The sequence below is a fragment of the Stenotrophomonas rhizophila genome, assembly GCF_000661955.1.
GTDB classification, from domain to species: domain Bacteria; phylum Pseudomonadota; class Gammaproteobacteria; order Xanthomonadales; family Xanthomonadaceae; genus Stenotrophomonas; species Stenotrophomonas rhizophila.
This window is the reverse complement of the sequence record NZ_CP007597.1, coordinates 74700-95906: the sequence shown is the minus strand read 5'-3', so window position 1 is coordinate 95906 and position 21207 is coordinate 74700. Positions and strand designations below refer to the sequence as shown.

Annotated in this window: 20 protein-coding genes; 6 read left to right on the top strand and 14 right to left on the bottom strand. The window is 68.9% G+C overall.

Annotated features, from left to right (window positions below):
• Positions 1 to 23 precede the first annotated feature (23 nt).
• Genes DX03_RS00400 through DX03_RS00345 form a run of 12 tightly spaced genes read right to left on the bottom strand, consistent with a single transcriptional unit; the run spans position 24 to position 11061 of the window.
• Positions 24 to 2468 carry an MMPL family transporter gene (locus DX03_RS00400; protein WP_038685542.1) on the bottom strand — a complete coding sequence of 815 codons (2445 nt, stop codon included), beginning with the start codon at positions 2466 to 2468 and terminating at the stop codon, positions 24 to 26.
• Positions 2461 to 3087: an outer membrane lipoprotein carrier protein LolA gene (locus DX03_RS00395; protein ID WP_038685541.1), complete on the bottom strand. Its 627-nt coding sequence runs from the start codon at positions 3085 to 3087 to the stop codon at positions 2461 to 2463. The genes DX03_RS00400 and DX03_RS00395 overlap by 8 nt, the downstream gene beginning before the upstream one ends.
• The gene (locus DX03_RS00390) at positions 3084 to 3506 is read right to left on the bottom strand and encodes an acyl-CoA thioesterase (RefSeq protein WP_038685540.1); all 423 of its coding nucleotides are present in this window, start codon (positions 3504 to 3506) and stop codon (positions 3084 to 3086) included. Before DX03_RS00390 ends, DX03_RS00395 begins: the two co-directional genes overlap by 4 nt.
• Entirely contained in the window at positions 3493 to 5040 is a 1548-nt protein-coding gene (locus DX03_RS00385; RefSeq protein ID WP_038685539.1) for an HAL/PAL/TAL family ammonia-lyase, read from the bottom strand. Before DX03_RS00385 ends, DX03_RS00390 begins: the two co-directional genes overlap by 14 nt.
• Entirely contained in the window at positions 5030 to 5977 is a 948-nt protein-coding gene (locus DX03_RS00380) for a lysophospholipid acyltransferase family protein (protein ID WP_038691651.1), read from the bottom strand. Before DX03_RS00380 ends, DX03_RS00385 begins: the two co-directional genes overlap by 11 nt.
• The gene (locus tag DX03_RS00375; RefSeq protein WP_038685538.1) at positions 5974 to 6762 is read right to left on the bottom strand and encodes a glycosyltransferase family 2 protein; all 789 of its coding nucleotides are present in this window, start codon (positions 6760 to 6762) and stop codon (positions 5974 to 5976) included. The genes DX03_RS00380 and DX03_RS00375 overlap by 4 nt, the downstream gene beginning before the upstream one ends.
• Positions 6755 to 8440, bottom strand: a complete 1686-nt coding sequence (locus DX03_RS00370; RefSeq protein ID WP_038685537.1) for an ApeI family dehydratase — start codon at positions 8438 to 8440, stop codon at positions 6755 to 6757. Before DX03_RS00370 ends, DX03_RS00375 begins: the two co-directional genes overlap by 8 nt.
• Entirely contained in the window at positions 8433 to 8984 is a 552-nt protein-coding gene (locus DX03_RS00365) for a COG4648 family protein (RefSeq protein ID WP_038685535.1), read from the bottom strand. Before DX03_RS00365 ends, DX03_RS00370 begins: the two co-directional genes overlap by 8 nt.
• Before the next feature lie 22 nt (positions 8985 to 9006).
• Positions 9007 to 9264, bottom strand: a complete 258-nt coding sequence (locus tag DX03_RS00360) for an acyl carrier protein (RefSeq protein WP_038685533.1) — start codon at positions 9262 to 9264, stop codon at positions 9007 to 9009.
• Positions 9265 to 9283: 19 nt separating this feature from the next.
• Positions 9284 to 9544 (bottom strand): phosphopantetheine-binding protein, encoded by a 261-nt coding sequence (locus tag DX03_RS00355; protein ID WP_038685531.1) that lies wholly within the window; start codon positions 9542 to 9544, stop codon positions 9284 to 9286.
• A complete protein-coding gene (locus DX03_RS00350; protein ID WP_038685530.1) occupies positions 9531 to 10334 on the bottom strand; it encodes a lysophospholipid acyltransferase family protein in 804 nt (267 codons plus the stop codon). Before DX03_RS00350 ends, DX03_RS00355 begins: the two co-directional genes overlap by 14 nt.
• The gene (locus DX03_RS00345) at positions 10327 to 11061 is read right to left on the bottom strand and encodes a beta-ketoacyl synthase chain length factor (RefSeq protein WP_038685526.1); all 735 of its coding nucleotides are present in this window, start codon (positions 11059 to 11061) and stop codon (positions 10327 to 10329) included. The genes DX03_RS00350 and DX03_RS00345 overlap by 8 nt, the downstream gene beginning before the upstream one ends.
• A gap of 105 nt (positions 11062 to 11166) precedes the next feature.
• Here DX03_RS00345 and DX03_RS00340 point away from each other — a divergent pair, with 105 nt between their 5' ends.
• A complete protein-coding gene (locus DX03_RS00340) occupies positions 11167 to 12189 on the top strand; it encodes a chorismate transformation FkbO/Hyg5 family protein (RefSeq protein ID WP_244880156.1) in 1023 nt (340 codons plus the stop codon).
• A 73-nt stretch (positions 12190 to 12262) separates the two neighbouring features.
• Here the strand turns inward: DX03_RS00340 and cydB are convergent, their stop codons facing one another.
• Both cydB and DX03_RS00330 read right to left on the bottom strand, forming a co-directional pair.
• Complete coding sequence (cydB, locus tag DX03_RS00335; RefSeq protein WP_038685523.1) at positions 12263 to 13276, bottom strand: cytochrome d ubiquinol oxidase subunit II; 1014 nt, start codon at positions 13274 to 13276, stop codon at positions 12263 to 12265.
• Position 13277: 1 nt separating this feature from the next.
• Entirely contained in the window at positions 13278 to 14675 is a 1398-nt protein-coding gene (locus DX03_RS00330) for a cytochrome ubiquinol oxidase subunit I (RefSeq protein ID WP_038685522.1), read from the bottom strand.
• Between the two features lie 495 nt (positions 14676 to 15170).
• Between DX03_RS00330 and DX03_RS00325 the strand changes: the two genes are divergently transcribed.
• The 5 genes from DX03_RS00325 to hemF all read left to right on the top strand — a co-directional run bounded on the left by DX03_RS00325 (position 15171) and on the right by hemF (position 21193).
• Positions 15171 to 17537, top strand: a complete 2367-nt coding sequence (locus tag DX03_RS00325; protein WP_038685521.1) for a S9 family peptidase — start codon at positions 15171 to 15173, stop codon at positions 17535 to 17537.
• Positions 17538 to 17969: an NUDIX hydrolase gene (locus DX03_RS00320; protein ID WP_038685518.1), complete on the top strand. Its 432-nt coding sequence runs from the start codon at positions 17538 to 17540 to the stop codon at positions 17967 to 17969. It begins immediately after the preceding gene.
• Between the two features lie 105 nt (positions 17970 to 18074).
• Positions 18075 to 18593, top strand: a complete 519-nt coding sequence (locus DX03_RS00315) for a hypothetical protein (protein ID WP_051598687.1) — start codon at positions 18075 to 18077, stop codon at positions 18591 to 18593.
• A 66-nt stretch (positions 18594 to 18659) separates the two neighbouring features.
• Positions 18660 to 20189 (top strand): hypothetical protein, encoded by a 1530-nt coding sequence (locus DX03_RS00310; RefSeq protein ID WP_051598686.1) that lies wholly within the window; start codon positions 18660 to 18662, stop codon positions 20187 to 20189.
• Positions 20190 to 20296: 107 nt separating this feature from the next.
• Complete coding sequence (gene hemF / locus DX03_RS00305; RefSeq protein ID WP_038685516.1) at positions 20297 to 21193, top strand: oxygen-dependent coproporphyrinogen oxidase; 897 nt, start codon at positions 20297 to 20299, stop codon at positions 21191 to 21193.
• Positions 21194 to 21207 lie beyond the last annotated feature (14 nt).

The following is a 21207-nucleotide window of genomic DNA, read 5'->3' as shown; positions in this document are numbered from 1 at the left end:
GCGGGAAAGGAAACACGCGGTGCTCAGTGCGGTGCGTCGTGCGGTGGCGGGCGGAACAGCGGCGAGATGATCCACACCAGGCCGATGCCGAACAGCAGGGTCAGGCCGAACGCGCGCAGTGCCGGCGTGGCCGACAGGCCCAGCAGGCCGAACGACAGCCAGGTACTGGCCGCGCCCACGCACACCGCCAACCACGCACTGGCATCCCCGCGGTGTTCGATCAGGAAGATGCCGTAGTCGATACCCATGCCCAGCAGCAGCATCAGCGCCAGTACGTTGAACAGCTGCAGCGGCTGGCCGAACAGGCCCAGCAGGGCCAGGGTCAGCGCGCCGGCCACCAGGGTCGGGGCGAACACGCGCCACGCCTGCGCGCGGTAGCGCCAGTACAGCACCGCGAACACCAACACGATGCCCACCAGCAGCAGCCCGCTCATCAGCTTGCGGTAGTGCTTGAGCAGCGAGGAGAAATCGGCGGTGCGGTCGACCCAGCGCACGCCATCGATGCCCTTGGCCTGGGTTTCAAGCAGGGTCAGCGCATCGGCGCGTGACAGGTCATCGACCATCACCACGCTGGCCAGGCCCGCACCGACCTCGCCCAGCCACAGGTGGTGGAACGGCATCGCCGCCGGGGAGGCCAGGAAGGCGTCGGCGTCCAGGTCGCGACCGGCGTAGTCCGGGCGTGACAGGGTTTCGCCCACCGCCTGGCCGACCTTGCCCAGTACCTGCGGCTCGACCGTGGCGGTCAGCGCGGCATCGGCATGCTGGCGCTGCACCGAGGGCAGCCAGTCGCTGATCGCGCGGTACCCGCCGATCTGCTTGTTGGCCGCCAGCACGCGCAGGCGTTCGATCAGCGCCTCTTCGCGCTGCAGCACCTGTTCGGCACTGTCGCCCTGCACCAGGTAGAACTGCGCCGGGCTGGGCATGCCCAGCATCTGGCTGATGCGGATCTGCTGGTCGATCAGGCTCTTGGGCGAGGACTGCAGGCTGCGCAGATCATCGTTGCTGTCCAGCCGGGCGATGCCCACGGCCGACAACAGCGCCGCCACGCCCAGGAAGATCGCGGCCTTGCGCCCGTGCAGGCGCGGCCAGCGCTCCAGCGTGCCGCCCAGCCAGCGCGAGAAGCCGGTGGTGCGGATCTCGCCGCCGTCCAGCCACGGGAACCAGAAGATCACGGTGAGGAAGGCGGCGGCCAGGCCGACCACCGAGAACAGCGCCATCTGGCGCAGCCCCGGGAACGGTGCCAGGCCCAGGGCCAGGTAGGCCAGCGCGCTGGTCAGCAGCGCCAGCCACAGGCCGGGCAGCAGGTGCCGCAGCAGGCGCCAGCGGCGGTCGGCCGGCTCGGCCTGGCGCGAGGCGAACCAGTGGATGCCGTAGTCCTCGGCCACGCCCACCAGCGACGCGCCGAACACCAGCGTGAGCACGTGCACCTTGCCAAACACCAGCACCGTGACCGCCAGGGCCACGCCGCAGCCGATCAGCAGCGAGGCTGCCACCAGCAGGATCGGGCGCAGCGAACGGAACGCCAGCCACACCAGCAGCAGCACCGCGGCCAGCGAGCCCCAGCCGATCGTATTGATCTCCCAATTGGCCTGCACCGCCGCCGCTTCCGCATGCAGCGGTACACCGGCGCGCAGCACTTCCAGGCCGGGAGCCTGCTTGCGGGCCGCCGCGGCGGCCTGGTCCAGCAGCAGGTCGATGTGGCGTTCGCCGTCGAGCTGGAACGCCGAACCCACGGTGTCGTACTGCACGATCGACCAGTGCTTGCCGTCGGCTTCGAGCAGGCCGTCATCGCCCATCTGCAGGCCCGAGCCCAGCGCGCGTTCCTGCCACCACTGCGGCCACAGCGACAGCGGGTCCTGCCGCCACTCGGTCAGCCGCGGCGCGCCCATCGGGCCGTACAGGGCGGCCAGCGCGGCGTCGGCCAGGCCATCCACCGGCTCGGTCTGCAGGCGTTGGCGTTGCTCACTGGTGAGCAGGCGGTCGCGGTACGGCGCGTAGAACGCACGCGCCTGTTCGAACCATCCTTCGATGGAGCCGCTTTCCTGCAGTAGAGCGGGGCTCTGCCCCGCTGGAACGTCACCTGCGGCAGGCAGCGGGGCAGAGCCCCGCTCTACGGCGGCTGGCGCGTGAGGCAGCGGGGCAGAGCCCCGCGCTACGTTGGTTGATTTTGGGGTGATGGTGGCGCGGAAGGCGGCCTCGGCGGCCTTGGTCTGCGCGGCGTCGGCGCTGCCCAGCAGCACCACGATCTGGCGCGCGTTGGCATCGGCGATGCGCCGGGTGACGTCGGACAACAGGCGGTCGTGTGCATCCTGCGGCAACAGCGCCAGGATGTCGGTATCAATCCGCGACTCGCTCTTCCACAGCTGCCACTGCTGCACGCCCAGGCCCAGCAGCACCAGCAGCCACAGCACGGCCAGCCAGCGCCAGATGCGCTGCAGGCGGCCGTTCGACTTCAGTGCGTCATTCAAACTTGCCGCCCTCTTCCGCACTCAACGCAGCCGGCGTTTCGCTCATGCCGGTGAAGTGGATGCGGGTGACATCCTGGTTGGCCTCGGTGATCTCCACCTCGCGCACGTAGCGGTCGCCCTGCAGCTTCAGCCCGGTGAACACCTTGCCCAGCATCGCCGAGCGCGGGCTCAGCTGCATGCTCCAGCCGTTGTTCGCCTTGGCCTCCACCTTCACCGTGAACTGGGCCGACAATGCCTGCGCGTCGCCGCTCATCAGCGCGAACATGATCGCGTTGACCGAGCGCATCGCCGGCTGCTGGCGGCCGTCCAGCTCGACCCGGCTGCTGCCGTCGCGTTGACGGCTGAGGATGCGGTCACGGGTGACCACCACTTCGGACGGGAACGGCTTGAGCGTGGTCCAGACCACGCCGTGGTCCTGGGCCAGCACGAAGCGCCCCTGCGAACGCAGCGGGTTCTTGAAGCCAGCCACCTGCTTTTCCTGGCTGAACTCGCCCCGCAGCACGCCCACCTTGGCCACGCGCTGCTTGACCAGATCCACATCGGCAGCGGGGGCGGCAAGCACCGGCGCGACCACGACCAACGACACCAGCACGACCAGCGTGCGCAGCAGAGCGTTCATTGCACTTCCACTCCCAGACGGTCCCACAGCACGCGCGGGCACAGGTACAGCATTTCATTGGTGGCCGCGTCGACCGCCACCTGGATGGTGTGGGCGCGGGTCAGCACCTGGCCACTGTCGGCGTCGAAGATCTCGTAGGCGATCTTCAGCCGGTTTTCCCATTCGGTGATGGTGGCGCGCACGCGCAGCGCCTGCCCGTACAGCAGCGGCCGGATGTACTTCACCCGCGCGTCCACCACCGGCCAGATGTAGCCGGATTCGCGCATCTGCGGGTAGTCGTAGTCGTACTGCTGCAGCAGCGCGCAACGGGCAACTTCAAAGTACTTGAAGTAGTTGCCGTGCCACACCACGTGCATCGGGTCGCAGTCGTGGAAGGTGGGCGACAGCCGCACCTCCAGGCTCAGGTCAGGGCTGGTCATACAGGCTCCAGCGCTGGCCACGGATGTCATCGAGCAGTGCGCGCAGCTCACCGTCCAGCGCGCGGTCTTCCTCGACCAGCGCGATGCGCGCGCACAGGTCCTGGTACATCGCGTCCAGTTCGCCGTGCAGGATAGCCTTCATGCCTACCCGCTGGCGCAGCGCCACGCCTTGGCGGGCGGTGATCAGCAGCGCGGCAACCACCTGCTCGGTCAGTTCGATCACGCGCAGGCAGTCGCGCGCGGCGATGGTGCCCATGCTGACCTTGTCCTGGTTGTGGCACTCGGTGGACCGCGAGAACACCGAGGCCGGCATGGTCTGCTTGAGCGCCTCGGCGGTCCACGCCGACACGCTGATCTGCAGCGCCTTCAACCCGTGGTTGATCGCCGCGCGCTCACCGGTGGCCGCCGACAGGTTGGCCGGCAGGCCGTGGTTGTAGCGCGCGTCCACCACCAGCGCCATCTGACGATCGAGCAGGTCGGCCAGGTTGGCGATGGTGTTCTTCAGCGCGTCCATCGCAAAGGCAATGTGGCCGCCATAGAAGTGGCCGCCGTGCAGGATGCGCTCGCCGTCGGCGTCGATCAGCGGGTTGTCGTTGGCGCTGTTGAGTTCGGTTTCGATCAGCTGGCGCATGAGCGGCAGTGCGTCCTGCACCACGCCGATCACGTGCGGGGCGCAGCGCAGCGAGTAGCGGTCCTGCAGGCGCTGTTCATTGCGTGGCGGGCGGTCGCTGTGCAGGTCCTGGCGCAGGCGCGCGGCGATCTGCATCTGGCCCGGGTGCGGCTTGGCGGCGAACAGCATCTCATCGAAATGGTGCGCGTTGCCGTCACTGGCCAGCACGTTGAACGCGGTCAGGCGGGTGGCCAGCTTGGTCAGGTAGTCGGCGCGGTCGTAGGCCAGGCAGGCCAGCGCGGTCATCACCGCGGTGCCGTTCATGATCGCCAGGCCTTCCTTGGGGCGCAGCCGCAGCGGGGTCATGCCGATCTCGGCCAGCACCTCGGCGGCCGGGCGGCGCGCGCCCTGGTACATCACCTCGCGCTCGCCACACAGCACCGCGGCCACGTAGGACAGCGGGGTGAGGTCGCCACTGGCGCCGACCGAGCCTTCGGCCGGGATCAGCGGCAGCACGTCGTGGCGCAGCAGCGTGGCCAGCCCGTCCAGCAGCGGATGGCTGACCCCGGACATGCCGCGCACCAGCGAGGCCAGGCGCGCGGCGATCACCGCGCGGGTCTCCTGCGGGTCCAGGAACCGGCCCAGGCCGCAGCCATGGTAGGTGAACAGGTGGTGCGGCAGTTCGGCCACCAGCGCCGGCGGGATGTTGACCGTGCACGAGTCGCCGTAGCCGGTGGTCACCCCGTAGATGACGCCGTCCTCGCGCAGCAGGCGGTCGAGGAAGTCGGCCCCCTTCTGGATGCGCGCCTGGAAGGCCGGGTCGTCGCTGACCATGGCCTGGGCCTGGCGCTGCGACAGCGCGACCACGTCTTCGATGGTCAGTGGCGCATCGCCGAAGCGGATATCGGGTGACTTACTTGCCATGAGATGCCTGATCCCAGAAGGGGAAGAAATTGAACCAGTCCAAGGGTGCCTGGGTGACCTGAACTTCCAGCCACCGGGCGAAATGTTCGGCCTGCGCGGTCAGCGCGGCGTCACGCGAGCCGCGCGGCAGCACGATGCGGTCGCTGAAATGCTCGAAGCGCACGCGGTAGCCGTCGCCGTCGTGCAGGCAGGCCATGGTGTACACCGGGCAGGCCAGCGCGGAGGCCAGCACGTAGGCGCCGATCGGGAACTGCGCCACGTGGCCCAGGAACGGCGCCGGCACGGTGCGCCCGCCCCGCAGCGGCACGCGGTCGCCGACGATGGCCACGAAGCCGCCTTCGTTGACCCGGCGCTGCAGCTCCACCGCGGTGGCCGGGCCCATGTCGGTGACCTGCATCAGTTCCACCGATGCCAGCGGATCCAACCGCTGCATCAGCCGGTTGAAGCGCTGCGCGTGCGCGGTGTGCACCAGCACGGTGATGCGGAAACCGGGGACCTGTTCGGCCAGCACCTGGCACAGTTCCAGGCAGCCGATGTGCGCGGTGAGGATCAGCCCGCCCTCGCGGCGCGCGATCTTCTCCAGCATCAGGTCGCGCTGCAGGCGGATGTGGCTGGGCGGATAGCGCCCGCCCAGGCCGAGCAGCTTGTCCAGCAGGGTGTCGGCAAACAGCGCGAAGTGCTTCAGGCTGGTCCAGCGCCCGGGCACGCCGCCCAGTACGCCGGTGTGCGCCTGCAGCCGCCGCAGGTACTGCAGCGACGACTGCCGCGCCACGCGGTTGCCCAGCCAATGGCACAGCACCACCGGGTACACGCACAGGCGGAACGGCCAGCGCCCGAACCAGCGGTGCACCCAGCACAGGAACAACACCCCGGCGGCCGAGGTGGTTTCGCCCAGGTCGGCCCAGTGCGGGGCGTTGGCCGGTGCCGGTGCGGTCATGCGCGTGGCGCTCCGGCGATGCGCCGCCACAGCAGGCGCGGCGCGCGCCACAGCATGCCGAAGAACAGGCGGGTGTGCATGCGGCTGATGCGCACGTTGTCGCGCCACACATCGAAGTGCGACACGCCATCGCTGGGATAGGTCACCCGCGTAGCCAGGCTGATCACCGGCACGTCGCGCCAGAACAGCCGCACCAGAATTTCGCTGTCGAAATCCATGCGCCGGCCGATGGTCTCCTCGCCCACCAGCGCCGTCACCGGTGCCAGCGGGTACAGCCGGAAGCCGCACATCGAATCGCGGATCTGCAGCGACAGCGTGTTGATCCACACCCAGATGTGGGTGGCGTAACGGCCGTACAGGCGCGCCTTGGGCACGCTGTCGTCGTAGGCCGGAATGCCGCAGATCACCGCGTCGGGATGCTGCCGCGACAGGGCAACGAAGCGCGGGATGTCGGTCGGGTCGTGCTGGCCGTCGGCATCGATCTGCAGCACGTGGCTGTGGCCACGGCGCGCCGCCTCGGCAAACCCGGCCAGCATCGCCCCGCCCTTGCCCTGGTTCACCGGCAGGCGCAGCAATGTGACCTGCGCGGGGTATCCCGCCGCGAGGGCATCCAGCGCCTGCGCGCACGCGGGGTGCGAGCCATCATCCACCAACAGGCACGGCAGCCCGCTGGCCAGCACGCCGCGCACGACGGCGCCGATGGCATGCTCATGGTCGTAGACCGGAATCACCACCAGCGGCGCAAAGGGCGCTGCCGGGGGACCAGCGCGAGCGGCGTCAGACATCGCCGAACACCACCCGGCCACTGGCATGCACGCCGTGGTCGGAGACATAGCGGAAGCTCAACACCGACTTGGCCGCATCCCAGCCCAGGGTGAGCTGCAGGCAATCGCCGGGGCGCGCCACGTGCTGGAATTTCAGCGCGTCCATGCGTTCGAAGCGCGGTGGCATGGTGAACACATCGCGGGCGTAATGGATGGCCCAATCCAGCTGGACCACGCCCGGAAGGATCTTGGCCTGCGGGAAATGCCCGTCGAAGGCGATCAGGTCCGGGTCCAGCGGCAACAACAGGGCTGCCGTGTCGGGCTCGCGCCGCTCCCATTGGACCACCGGGAACTGCGGCCGGAACAGCGCTGCCAGAGCGGCGAAGGTGACCTTGCCCTGTGCGTTCAACGGCAGCGCGTCGACGAAGCGCCAGCGCCGCGGCCGGGTCACTGCATCGTGGCTGCTGGCCAGGTGCGCGCCCAGCGCCTGCGCCTGGCGGCGTCGCTGGGCGTCGTCCCAGCCGGCCGCGTCGGCCTGCTGCGGCACCACCACGGCGGCCAGCTGTTCGCGCGCGCCCGGCAGCACCAGCACGCGCACGTCCTGTACCGCCGGATGCGCGCGCAGCTGCTGTTCCAGCGCGTCCAGCGATACCCGGCGTTCTTCGATCTTGACGATGCGGTCGGCCCGGCCGAGCAGGCGGAAGCTGCGCCCGGCGTCGGCCTCCACGCGGTCCTGGGTCTGCCACCAGTCGGTGTTTTCCAAGTGCGGCGAGGACACTGCCAGGCAGCCGTCCTGGATGCGCCAGGCCACGCCGGGCAACGGGTGCCACTGCGGCTGCCCGGCGCTCCAGCGGCGCCAGGCGATACCGCCGGTTTCGCTGCTGCCGAACACCTCGGTGGGGGCCACGCCGAGCAATGCCCGCGCCTGCAGCGCGGCCTCTTCGGGCAGCGGACCGCCGGAGGAAAACACCGCGCGCAGCGGCCCCTGCAACGAGGACCAGTCCAGTTGTTCGGGCAGGCGCTTGAGGTGGGCCGGGGTGGCCACCAGCACCGACGGCTGCCGCGCCAACGCACTGACCAGGTCTTCATGGAAGAACCGGCGCGGCTGGATGGCGCGGCCGGCGGCCAGCGGCCACAGCACGCGGAACAACAGGCCATAGATATGCTGGTGCGAGACCGTGCCGTGCACCTGGGTGCCTTCCAGCTGGTCACCGAACGCGGCCTGCAGCGCCTCCACTTCACGCGTGAGCTGGCGCATGCGCTTGACGATCGCGCTGGGCGCGCCGGTGCTGCCGGAGGTGAACACCACCAGTTCCAGCTGGTCTTCGTCCAGCGGCAGCAGTTCGCCCTCGACGTCGACGTCGGCATCGGGCTGCAGCGGGGCGTGGTGCGCGGGCACGTCACCTGCAAACCCGGCCACGCGCGGGCGCAGCGCATCCAGCGTAGCCGGCAGGTTGTCCCCGCCCAGGAAGACCCGCTTGCCGGCGTGCCAGGCGCCCAGCAGTGCGGCGGCAAAGGCCAGGGTGTCGTCGAAGTACAGGGCCCAGTCGCGTCCCGGCGCACGGGCGAACGCCTGTTGCCAGCGCATCACCTGCAGGCGGAAGTCCGGGTGCAACACCGCGCCGTGCTCGGCTTCGCCCACGATCCGGCCGGGCCGTGGCGACACCGCCAGCTGGTCCAATGCGATCCACTCAACCATGCGCGTGCGCCGCTTTCACCCGTCGCCGCACCAGCCACTCGCCACCAAACAGAGCACCCATCATCACGTACGCCAACAATCCGTTGTACAGCGCCCAGACCTGGTTGGACGCCCACAGCGCCGTGGCCAGGGCCAGACTTCCGTTGAGAACAAAGAAGCCGCACCAGATCCACGTGACGCGACGGGTATAGATCACGGCGAACGGCGGCAGGTCCGGCTCACTCAGCCGCGCCAGGCGCTCCACCGCGCTGGGCGGGAACCGCAGGCTGGTGGCAAAGATCACCAGCATCACCGCGTTCACCAGCGCCGGGTACAGCTTCAGCGGCAGGGCCTGGTTGAAGGCGGTGGCCACCAGCGCCAGCACCCCGGTGCCGAGGGCGGCCACCCACCACACCGGCTGGCGGGTGGTGAGCGCGCGCAGCGCGGCCAGCCCGAACAGCAGCAGCGACAGCCAGCGCGGCTCGAACCGGCCCAGCGACAGGTACACCACCAGCGGGTATGCCAGCGACAGCAACGCAAACGCCGCGACGCGCACCCGGACCATGGTCAGTGTCCTGCGGCAGCCGTCAGGCGGCTGCTTGACCGGGCAGCAGCCCGTGCACCACGTCGACGATGTCCTGCACGGTACGCACGGCCTTGAAGGCCTCCGGCTGCAGGTTGCGGCCCAGCAAGGGCTTGAGCTGCACGATCAGGTCGACCGCGTCGATGCTGTCGATGTCCAGATCGTCGTACAGACGGGCCTGGGGCGTGATGCGCGCCGGTTCGATCTCAAAGCTGTCCTTGAGGATCTTGACGATGCGATCGAAAAGTTCGTTCTTGGTCATGGCAAATCCTGACGCGCCGTTACGACGACTGGCGTGCGGCGACAAACTCGCCCAGGGCACGCACGCTGGAGAAATGGCGACGGGTCTCTTCCGAATCCGCAGACAGGCTGACACCGTACTTTTTCTGCAGGGCCAAACCAAGTTCAAGTGCGTCAATCGAATCCAACCCCAACCCCTCGACGAACAGGGGCGCTTCCGCGTCGATGTCTTCGGGAGTGATGTCTTCCAGCGACAGCGATGAAATGATCAATTCCTTGATCTCGTGCTCAAGTGCCTGCACGGCTTGGTTCTCCAGCGAAGTCAAAGTAATGGGCAAGATGATCGGTCACGCGCCGGGCCGCCAAGGCATCCCCCCTGGGCGTGTCGCCGGCCACCGCCAGGAACGGGGCGATCGGGAGATCTTCCCCGACTTCCAGCTGAACGTGAAAACGCCGTGATGGCACACGATACCATTTCTGGCCCTTTGTCAGGGTAAGCGGGGTACAGGTGATCCTGACCGGGGTTATGTCCAGGCCGCCGCGGACCGCGATGTTGGCCGCCCCGCGCTGCAGGCGCAGGGGCTGGCCGGGCACGGTGCGGGTGCCCTCGGGGAAAATGACCAGCGTGCCCCCGGCCTTGACCGCGGCAATGCAGTCGTCGATCAGCCCCGCGCCGTCGTCGTTGGAGACGTAGCCGGCCGCCCGCACCGGGCCGCACATGAACGGGTTGCAGGCCACGGCCCGCTTGACCACGCAGTCGGCATTGGGCAACTGGGCGATCAGCAGGACCACGTCGATCAGGGTCGGGTGGTTGGCCAGGATCAGCAGTCCGTTGCGCTGAAGACGTTCAGCCCCGCGGATTTCATAGGTCATCACGCCCAGCCGGTGCATCAGGCCCACGTGGCTGGCGAAGCTGAGCTGGACCAGCCGGCGCGCCAGCGTGCGGCGCCGGACCGGGTTGCGGACCAGGAACAGCAGCGGGAACAGCACCCCGCCCAGCACCAGGCCGCCGATGCCGAACACGGCAAAGCTGAGCCCGGTGCCGAACACCCGCCAGGCATGGTTGAGACGGCCGGAACCGCGCTCAGCCATGGCGTTGCCAGGTCCATTGCTGGCCGTCGGCGGCCAGCGTCAGGGTCGGATCGCCGGCCAACAGGAAGCGCAGCGCATCCAGACCGTGCGGCAGTGCGCCGGCCGGACTGTCGGCACCGGCCGCGCCCCAGCCCAGCGAGAGCCGGGTGCCGGGGCGATCGGCCCGGGCCAGCCGCCAGCACCAGGCGTAATAAGGATCGGGTTCGTCGGCAAACGCGGCATACACCGGCGGCAATTGCGATTCATACACGATCACCCGCACCTCGGCGGCGCCATCGGCCAGCAGGCCATAGGCCTCCACGCAGGCGGTTTCGACCGTGGCGCGGCCGGCGGCCAGGGCCAGGTAGTTGCCGCGGTGGCCGCGGGCGATGGAATACAGCGCGGCCACCGCGTTGTGCACCGACAGGCCGAACGCGGTCGGGGACATGCCGTGATCGGCGCTCAGGCTGTCGAGCAGTTCCATCGAACGGGCCACGTCGCCATGGCGCGAGGCGAACACCAGCGGCACCTGGCCGGCGTCATCGGGCTGCTCGCACCAGCACGCGGCCTGGATGGCCATGCGGCCCAGCCGCTCGATGCGGCGCCGTTGCATGGCCGGTACCTCGGCCAGCGCCGGGGTGTCATCGCCCTGCGGCAGCGCGGGGGCCTGTGCCCAGGCCTGCCATTGTTCCTTCGAGGTCAGTCCCGGTGCCCAGGCCGACCAATCCACCACTGAGAACTCGATCATTCACGCCAACATGTTGATGGGCACCAAGGCATCGCAGCGCACCGCCGTAAAAAGGAGCGCACGCTATCATGACACCCTTGGCACTGGCAGCTTTCACAATCTGAAATGAGCAGCACGATCCACGACGCAACGGCCCCGGCGGTCGCTTTTCCCCCAGGGGCGGCGGTGTTCAGCGCCGGCTACCTGCCGGCAGCGCTGCGCGAGGCCGCCCTGGCCGACCCGTGCACCCTGGCGGTGTTCGGCTTTGGCGCGCCTGCGCCCTTCCCGGGCAACGATCCGCGCTGGCTGCAGGTGCCCCTGGCCGAACACGGTCCGGCGCAGGTGGAAGTCTGGCGGGGCGCGACGCCGGTGCAGTCGGGCGTCACCGACGGGGTGCGCTGGTCGCACAATGCCGCGCTGCTGTTCGGGGTGCTGGAGATCGACGAAGCCGAGGGCGACATCGAGACGGCCGCCGCCGACGCCTATGCGCGGATGAGCAGTTTCCTGGCGCACTGCGGGTTCCCGCACCTGCTGCGGACCTGGAACTACCTGGACGCGGTGACCGAAGGCGACGGCGACCAGGAGCGCTACCGGCGCTTCTGCGTGGGCCGGGTGCGCGGGCTGCGCGAGCTGGACGAAGCGGCCCTGCCGGCCGCGACCTGCATCGGCCGCTTCGACGGGCACCGGCGCCTGCAGGTGTACTGGCTGGCCGGCCGCGAACCCGGCCTGCCACTGGAAAACCCCCGCCAGGTAAGCGCGTTCCGCTACCCGCGCCAGTACGGCCCGCAGTCGCCCAGTTTTTCGCGGGCGCTGCTGGCACCGGCGGCAACCGGCCTGCCGCTGCTGCAGTCGGGCACGGCGGCGATCGTGGGCCATGTGTCCCAGCACACCGGCGCGGTGGAAGAACAGCTGCGCGAAACGCTGACCAACCTGCAGAGCCTGGTGGAGGCCGCCCGACGGCAGCGTCCATCGCTGGCCGCCCAGCTCGGCGCCGATTCGGTACTGAAGGTGTATGTGCGGCGTGCCGAAGACATGCCGGCGGTGGCCGCCCAGATGGCCGCGTTACCCGGCCCACCGGCCTACGTAGTGCTGCACGCCGAAGTCTGCCGGGCCGAACTGCTGGTCGAAATCGAAGGCCTGCACGCGTAAAGCGGGGCTCTGCCTCGCTGCCCCGCTGCCCCGCTGCCGGGCAGAGCCCGGCACTACGATTGCGGTCGTGCCCTCAGTGATACCCGGTATCGGCCCGCACCTTGCCGCGGAACACCCGGTACGACCACGCCGTGTAGCCCAGGATCACCGGCAGCAGCACCACCAGCCCGACCAGGCTGAAGCCCAGCGACGACGCCGGGGCGGCCGCCTCCCACAGCGTCATGCTCGGCGGCAGCAGGTAGGGCCACATGCCCAGCACCAGCCCGATGAAGCCCAGGATGAACAACGCCAGGGTCAACAGGAACGGCGGTAGGTCGCGGCGCGGGTGCATCGCACTGCGCCACAGCGCCACCGCCACGCCCAGCGTCAGCAGCGGCACCGGCGACAACCACCAGAAGTTGCCATCGCTGAACCAGCGCGCCATCAGGCGCGAATCCAGGAACGGCAACCAGGTGCTCACCAGCCCCATGAAGACGATCACCGCCACCACCAGCGGCCGCGTCAGCGTGCGCGCGAACGCCTGCTCGCGGCCTTCGGTCTTCAGGATCAACCAGGTGCTGCCCAGCAGCGCGTAGCCGAACACCACCGCCGCACCGGTCAGCATCGAGAACGGACTGAACCAGCTGAACGCACCGCCGGCGTAACGGCCATCCACGATCTGCAGGCCTTCCACCAGCGCCCCGAGAATCACCCCCTGCGCGAACGCAGCCAGCAGCGAGCCCAGCCCGAAAGCCACGCTCCACAACCGCCGCGAGCGGTGCGCCTTGAAGCGGAATTCAAACGCCACCCCGCGGAACACCAGCGCCACCACCAGCAGCAGCACCGGCAGGTACAGCGCCGACAGCAGCGCCGCATAGGCCTTGGGGAAGGCCGCCATCAGCCCGGCCCCGCCCAGCACCAGCCAGGTTTCGTTGCCGTCCCAGATCGGCGCGGCGGTGTTCATCATGATGTCCAGCTGTTCTTCGTCCTCGGCCATCGGCGCCAGGATGCCGATGCCCAGTACGAAACCGTCCAGCACCACGTACATCAGCACGCCAAAACCAATCACCGCAAACCATGCCACCGGCAGCCAGGTTGTCATCTCCATGTCAGCGCTCCTCCAGCGGTTCGTCGGCACCGGACAGCGGCCGCGCCGGGGTATGGCTGCCCGCGTCCAGCGCCGGCGCCGGCTCATGCGGCTTGGGCCCGGTGCGGATGATCTTCACCAGGTACCAGATGCCCCAGCCGAACACGAACGCATAGCCCACGATGTAGACGCCCAACGACAGCGCGGTCATCCAGGCACTCTGCGGGCCCACCGCGTCGGCGGTGCGCAGCACCCCGTACACCACCCACGGCTGGCGCCCCATCTCGGTCACGAACCAGCCCGATACCAGCGCGATGAAGCCGCTGGGCAGCATCCAGTTCCAACCCCGCACCAGCCAGCGCGACTGCAGCAGCTTGCCCCGCCACCACTGGAACGCTGACACCCAGGCCAGCAGCAGCATCAGCGTGCCCAGCCCGACCATGATCCGGAACGCGAAGAACACCGGCACCACCGGCGGCCGATCGCTGGCCGGTACCGAGGTGAGCGGGTCGAACGTTCCCTCCAGCGAATGGGTCAGGATCAGGCTGCCCAGCCGGGGAATGGCGATTTCATAATCGTTGCGCTCGGCTTTTTCGTTGGGCACCGCGAACACCACCAGCGGCACGCCCTTGCCCTCGTCTTCGGAATGCCAGTGCGCTTCCATCGCGGCAATCTTCATCGGCTGGTGCTTGAGCGTGTTCAAGCCATGCATGTCGCCCACGAAGATCTGCACCGGCACGGTCAGCGCGGCGAACGCCACGGCCGCCAGCAGCATCGTGCGCCCGGCTTCCACGTGCGTGCCCTTGCGCAGGTACCAGGCGCCCACGCCACCGATCACGAAACAGGTGGTGATGAACGAGCCCAGCGCCATGTGCGCCAGCCGGTACGGGAAGGAGGGGTTGAACACCACCTGCCACCAGTCCTGCGGGTGCACGATGCCGTCGATCAGCGCGTAGCCGGCCGGCGTCTGCAGCCAGCTGTTGGACGACAGGATCCAGAACGTGGAGAACAGCGTGCCCAGCGCCACCATGCAGGTGGAGAAGAAATGCAGCCGCGGCGAAACGCGGCCCCAGCCGAACATCATCACGCCCAGGAAGCTGGCCTCCAGGAAGAAGGCGGTGAGCACTTCATAGGTGAGCAGCGGCCCGATCACGCTGCCGGCCACCTCGCTGAGGCGCGGCCAGTTGGTGCCGAACTGGAAGGCCATGACAATGCCGCTGACCACGCCCATGCCGAAGGACACCGCGAAGATCTTCTGCCAGAAGAAATACAGCTCGCGCCAGACCGGGTTGCCGGTGCGCAGCCAGCGTGACTCCACGAAGGCCAGCCAACTGGCGGTGCCGATGGTGAAGGCGGGAAACAACACATGGAAACTGATGACGAACCCGAACTGGATCCGCGACAACAACAACGCGTCCACGTGACGCCTCCGACTGGTTTCTGAAATCCGCACCAGTCTGGGCCGGTATCCGTGAAAGGCACATGCGACCCGGTGACGCGCTGCTTCACTTTGTCGCAGGGGCTACCGCGAGCCGAGCCCCTTAGCGGCCGGTAGGCCCCTGGTGCAAATGTCCCCCGGCCGCGGTCGCGGCCTCCTCCTTTATTTTGCCCAGGAGCCTACCGGCCGCTAAGGGGCTCGGCTCGCGGTAAGCAAGTGGACGCCGGGCATTTCGGGGCCTGTCGGTGGGTCGGGCGCTGGGGTCCCATACCCTTGGAGGCGAAATAAAGGAGGAGGGGTCGGCCGCAGGCCGACGCCGGGGGACATTCGCCGGAAAGGGTATGGGGCCCCAGCGCCCGACCCACGGACCACCGCTTGCCTTGCGCAGGAAGGGGCCACGCCCATGACCTGTGGCCCCTTACTACGGCCCTAGCGGCTGCTACGCTTGCCGGGTTTTCTACTACGGTGCCGCCCGCAATGCCCAGAACGCTGCCCTTGTCCCTGCTGCTGCTCGCCGCCCTCGGCGGGACCGCCCACGCGGCGCCCACGCCGATCACCATCGAGCAGGCCATGGCCGACCCCGACTGGATCGGCCCGCCGGTCGAAAGCGCGTGGTGGTCCTGGAACAGCCAGCAGGTGGAGTACCAGCTCAAGCGCACGGGCAGCCCGGTCCGCGACACCTTCCGCCAGCCGGTCAGCGGTGGCGTGGCCACCCAGGTGGCCGATGACCAGCGCAGCAGCCTGGACGTGGACAGCCCGGTGTACGACACCACCCGCCAGCGCGCGGTCTTCGTGCGCAACGGCGATGTGTTCCTGCGCGACCTGCGCAGCGGCGCGCTGACCCAGCTGACCCGCAGCAGCGAGAAGGCCAGCGCAGCCAACTTCGCCCGCGACGGCGGAGTGATCTGGCAGACCGGCCAGAACTGGTTCCACTGGACCGCCGCCGGTGGCGTCCAGCAGGTAGCCAGCCTGAAGGCCGAAAAGAACCCCGACGATGCGCCCAAGGCCGACGTCCTGCGCGACCAGCAACTGCGCACCCTGGCCACCCTGCGCAATGATCGCGCCCAGCGCGACGCGCTCAAGGCGCAGGAAGCCAGCTGGCGCCGCGCCGACGCCACCCGCGCGCCCGGCCCGGTCTACCTGGGCGCCGATGTCGAGATCGTCGGCAGCGCCCTCTCGCCGGACACCCGCAGCCTCATCGTGGTGACCAAGCCGAAGGGCTTCGACGAAGGCCGCGGCGGCAAGATGCCCAAGTACGTGACCGAATCGGGCTACGAAGAGTCCGAGGACACCCGCACCCGCGTGGGCCGCAACGATCCCGAGCCGCATTCCCTGTGGCTGGTCGATGCGGTCACCGGCACGGTCAAGCCGCTCTCGCTGGACCGCCTGCCCGGCATCGGCACCGACCCGCTGGCCGCACTGCGCAAGGCCGCCGGCAAGGACGCACTCAAGGGCAACCGCCCGCTGGAAGTGCTGGCCGGCCCCGGCAACCCCGGCATCCGCTGGAGCGCCGACGGCCAGCAGGCCGCGATCATGCTGCGCGCCAACGACAACAAGGACCGCTGGATCGCCAGCGTCAGCCCCGCCAGCGCCACGCTGGAAAACCGCCACCGCCTGACCGACAGCGCCTGGATCAACTGGGGCTTCAACGACTTTGGCTGGTCCAACGACAACCGCACGCTGTGGCTGCTGTCCGAAGAATCGGGCTACGCCCACCTGTATACCCAGCAGGGCACCGCCAAGCCGCAGGCACTGACCGGCGGCAAGTGGGAAACCTCGATGCCGGTGCCCAGCGCCGACGGCCGCGGCTTCTACTTCCTGTGCAACCAGCAGAGCCCGGGCGACTACGAAGTCTGCGCGGTCGACACCGCCAGCAGGCAGGTGCGTGAGCTGACCGCGCTCAACGGCGTCGAAGACTTCTCGCTGTCCCCGGACGGCCAGCAGCTGCTGGTGCGTTACTCCGGCGCCTACCTGCCGGCGCAGCTGGCCGTGGTGCCCACCAGCGGCGGCCAGGCCAAGGTGCTCACCGACACCCGCACCGCCGCCTACAAGGCCCGCGAGTGGGTGCAGCCCAAGCTGGTGCAGGTGCCGTCCAAGCATGGCGCCGGCGTGGTCTGGGCCAAGTATTACGGCCCGGAGAACCCCGAACCGGGCAAGCAGTACCCGATCGCCATGTTCGTGCACGGTGCCGGCTACCTGCAGAACGTCCACCAGCGCTACCCGGCCTACTTCCGCGAGCAGATGTTCCACAACCTGCTGGTGCAGCAGGGCTACATCGTGCTCGACATGGATTACCGCGGCAGCGAAGGCTACGGCCGCGACTGGCGCACCGCCATCTACCGCAACATGGGCCACCCGGAGCTGGAAGACTACAAGGACGGCCTGGACTGGCTGGTGGCCACCAAGCAGGGCGACCGCGACCACGCCGGCATCTACGGCGGCTCCTACGGTGGCTTCATGACCTTCATGGCGCTGTTCCGCTCGCCGGGCACGTTCAAGGCCGGTGCCGCGCTGCGCCCGGTGGTCGACTGGCACCAGTACAACCACGGCTACACCGCCAACATCCTCAACACCCCGGACATCGACCCGGAGGCGTACCGCAAGTCGTCGCCGATCGAATACGCCGACGGCCTGCAGGACCACCTGCTGATCGCGCACGGCATGATGGATGACAACGTGTTCTTCCAGGACTCGGTCAACCTCACCCAGAAGCTGATCGAGCTGCACAAGGACAACTGGTCCATCGCGCCGTACCCGCTGGAGCGCCATGGCTACGTCCGTCCGGACTCGTGGCTGGACCAGTACAAGCGCATCCTCAAGCTGTTCAACGACACCTTGAAGTAAGTGGCGGCGCAGGCCAGCCACCCCGCGGCGCCGATCGAGATCGTCGCCGCGGTCATCCTGGATGCCACCGGCCAGGTGCTGGTGGTGCGCAAGCACGGCTCGGATACCTTCATCCAGCCCGGGGGCAAACCCGACCCGGGCGAAGCGCCGCTGCAGGCGCTGGCACGTGAACTGCACGAGGAACTGGGCGTGCAGCTGGACCTGGCCAGCGCCCAGGCGCTGGGACGTTTCGACGCCTGGGCGGTGCACGAACACGGCCGCCGGGTACGGGCCCAGGTGTGGCGGGTGCAGGTCACCGGCACACCGCAGGCGCAGGCGGAAATCGCCGAGTTGGCCTGGGTTCCCCTGCAGGCGCCGCATGGGCGGCGCTTGGCAGCCTTGAGCGAAGACCATATCCTGCCCGCGGCCGCACGCGCGGTGGCCGCGGGCTGATGCCCGTGGCCGACTCCAACAGGACACCGGATGTCATCGCCCCCGCAATTACCTAGTGCCCAGCCGCCCGTAGACCCGCTGGCGCCCCCGAAATTCCTGTCGCCGATGGCCAAGTCGGTGCTGCTGGTGTGCGTGGCCTCCGCCGTGGGCTGGGCCATTGCGGCGCTGGTCGCCGGCCCGCTGTCGATCGGCGCCTTCCTGCAGGAACAGGTGGAAACCCGCGATGTGGCTTGGCTGTCACCGCCGCTGCAGTGGCTGACCACACATGCGCTGGGCATCTGCGTGGCCATGCTGCTCACCTGCCTGGTGGGTGTGGTGGCGTGCGTGGGCATGCTGCGCCGTGAACAATGGGCGGTGTGGCTGTTCATCGTGTTGCTGGTGGTGACCGCACTGCTGAACTTCGTTGCCGCGTGGGCGATGGACGATGCAATGGCGCACCTGTCGCAGTACCTGACGCGGCACGCTGACACCCCCGAGATGCGCCAGCTGCGCCACGACCTGCAGCTGCAGCGCATCGTCCTGAGCGGCATGCTGGTGATCACTGCCGTGGGCTTTGCCGGCCTGCATGGCTGGTTGGCCGCACGCCTGCTGCGTGCCGACGTGCGCGCCTGGCTGCAACGCTGATACCTGGCCCGGCCGGGCCCCTGCGCCCGTGCCGACGCCCCCCGATTTCCACCCAAGGATGCTGTTGTGACTTCTGTTGTTTCCGCGCGCCGCCGCTTCATCGGCTGGCGTGCCCTGGCCGTTCTCGTTCTGGCCGCCGCCAGCCTTCCCGCCGCTGCCCAGTCCATGGCCTGCGGCACGTACAAGCAGGACGATGGCAACGCCACCCTGATCCTGGAAAGCGAGGGCCACGGCTTCCTGACGTCGGCCCACTCGCCCACCGAGGAACTGCGCATCGCACGCAGCGAGGATGTGCTGGGCATGGTCAACCTGGCCACCGGCCGCATGGAGAACTGGACCTTCGGCGAGGGCGACCGCACCCTGACCGGCGGATACCACGATTTCGTGCGCGAGAAGGCCGCGGCCTGCAAGCCGTTCTACGCGGTCGAGGAAGGCAGCTGCCGCGCCGATCCGGTGGGCTGCCTGGAGCACTACGTCGAGGCCAAACCGGTGCAGCTGCGCCAGTGGTGCAGCGAAGACGTGCCGGTGGCCTGCAAGCGCCTGATCGAGGTCTACCAGGAACAGGCCAACGCAGCCGCCCCGGAAGAGCCGCCGCCGTTCCCCATGCCGGCGCAGTGCGATGAAACCGCCAAGGAATTCGACCCGGTGGTCTGCCTGCGCCTGGGCGAAACCATGGCAGGCGAGATCATGGGCAAGGCGATCATGGGGCTGAGCCACGCATCGCAGGCCGTACTGCCGTCCGAGCAGCTGATCGAACTGGCAGGCCTGTGCAAGCAGCACCCACGCGAGGAATTCTGCCAGAGCGTCGCCGAGGCACAGTGGAACGCCGGCCGGTTGCTGGAGGCCCGCGACGCCCTGCAGCACGCCTGCAGCACGCGCGCCGACGCCCATGCCTGCACACTGGTCGCACCGCTGGTCGGGTTGTCGGCGGCGGCGCTGTCGCCGGTGCCCGCCACCACCCTGCCCTGTGGCCGCTACGAGGCCGAGAACGGCCTGCCCTCGGACCTGCAGTTCGGCGATGCCGGCGTGGTCCAGCTGAGCGGCTACGCCACGCGCCTGCGTGCCCGCGTGCAGGACGGGCGGATCCACCTGCGCCGCGACATCGGCGACGATGTCGTGCTGCAGACCACGCGCGACGGCAGCCTGGTGGGCATGGACGGCAACACCCGTTTTGCCCACTACACGCGTCAACCCGGCGCCGCCGGCGCCTGCAGCGCACCGCTGAGCTTCACCGAGATTCCGCAGCCGCTGGACTGCCCCACGCTGGATCGCGAAGGCGGTCCGGAGGCCTGCTGCAAGGCCGGTCAGCTGCTGGGCTGCAAGCTGGCCGCCAGCGCGCGTGCACGTGATGAAGACTGGAAAAGCACGCTGCCCTACTACGCCGCGCTGTGCACCGCCGGCGTGCGCGATGGCTGCGTGGGCCTGGCCGAGGTCTATGTACATACCGGTGACGAAGCGGTGCCGAACATGTTGACCGCCATCTGCGCCAAGGGCGGCGCTACCCACATCGCCTGCGACGTGGACGCTACCCGTGATTGGCCGGCACTGCGCGCGATGGTGCGTGCGATGGCCGAGGAGGCCGCAGGCGGCGAGTGACGCCTGCGACGGCGGCGCGGCGCCAACGGCCGTAAGCGACAGCCACGGTTGCGCCGGCCGCATCGCTACCCTGCAGCCCGGTCTCCGGGCTGCGGTAAAGTAGCGCCATGAACGAATTCGAGCGCGTACGCAGCTACCTGACCGACCTGCAGGACCGCATCTGTGCGGCCATCGAGGCCGCCGACGGCCAGGCTCGGTTCGCCGAAGACCAATGGCAGCGCGCCGAGGGTGGTGGCGGCCGCACCCGCATCCTGCGCGATGGCGCGGTGTTCGAGCAGGCCGGCATCGGCTTCTCCGACGTGGCCGGCACCCGCCTGCCCCCGTCGGCGTCAGCCAACCGGCCGGAGCTGGCCGGTGCCTCGTGGCGGGCCACCGGGGTATCGCTGGTGTTCCACCCGGCCAACCCGTACCTGCCCACCACCCATGCCAACGTGCGCTATTTCCGCGCCGAGCGTGATGGCGTGGAAGTGGCGTCGTGGTTCGGCGGCGGCTTCGACCTGACCCCGTTCTATCCGTTCGATGAGGACGTGCAGCAGTGGCACCGCGTCGCGCACGACCTGTGTGCGCCGTTTGGCGAAGGGCGCTATGCCGATCACAAGCGCTGGTGCGACGAGTACTTCTTCCTGCGCCACCGCAATGAAACGCGCGGCGTGGGCGGGCTGTTCTTCGACGACCTGCACGGTGACTTCGAACGCGATTTTGCCTACCTGCGCGCGGTCGGCGATGGCTTCCTCGACGCCTACCTGCCGATCGTGGCACGTCGCAAGGACATGCCGTACGGCGAGCGTGAGCGCGAGTTCCAGCTGTACCGCCGCGGCCGCTACGTGGAGTTCAACCTGGTCTACGACCGCGGCACGCTGTTCGGCCTGCAGAGCGGCGGGCGCAGCGAGAGCATCCTGATGAGCCTGCCACCGCGGGTACGCTGGGAATACGGTTTCCAGCCCGAAACCGGCAGCGACGAAGCCCGCCTGGCCGACTACCTGGTCCCGCGCGACTGGGTGTAACCGGACGCGCCACC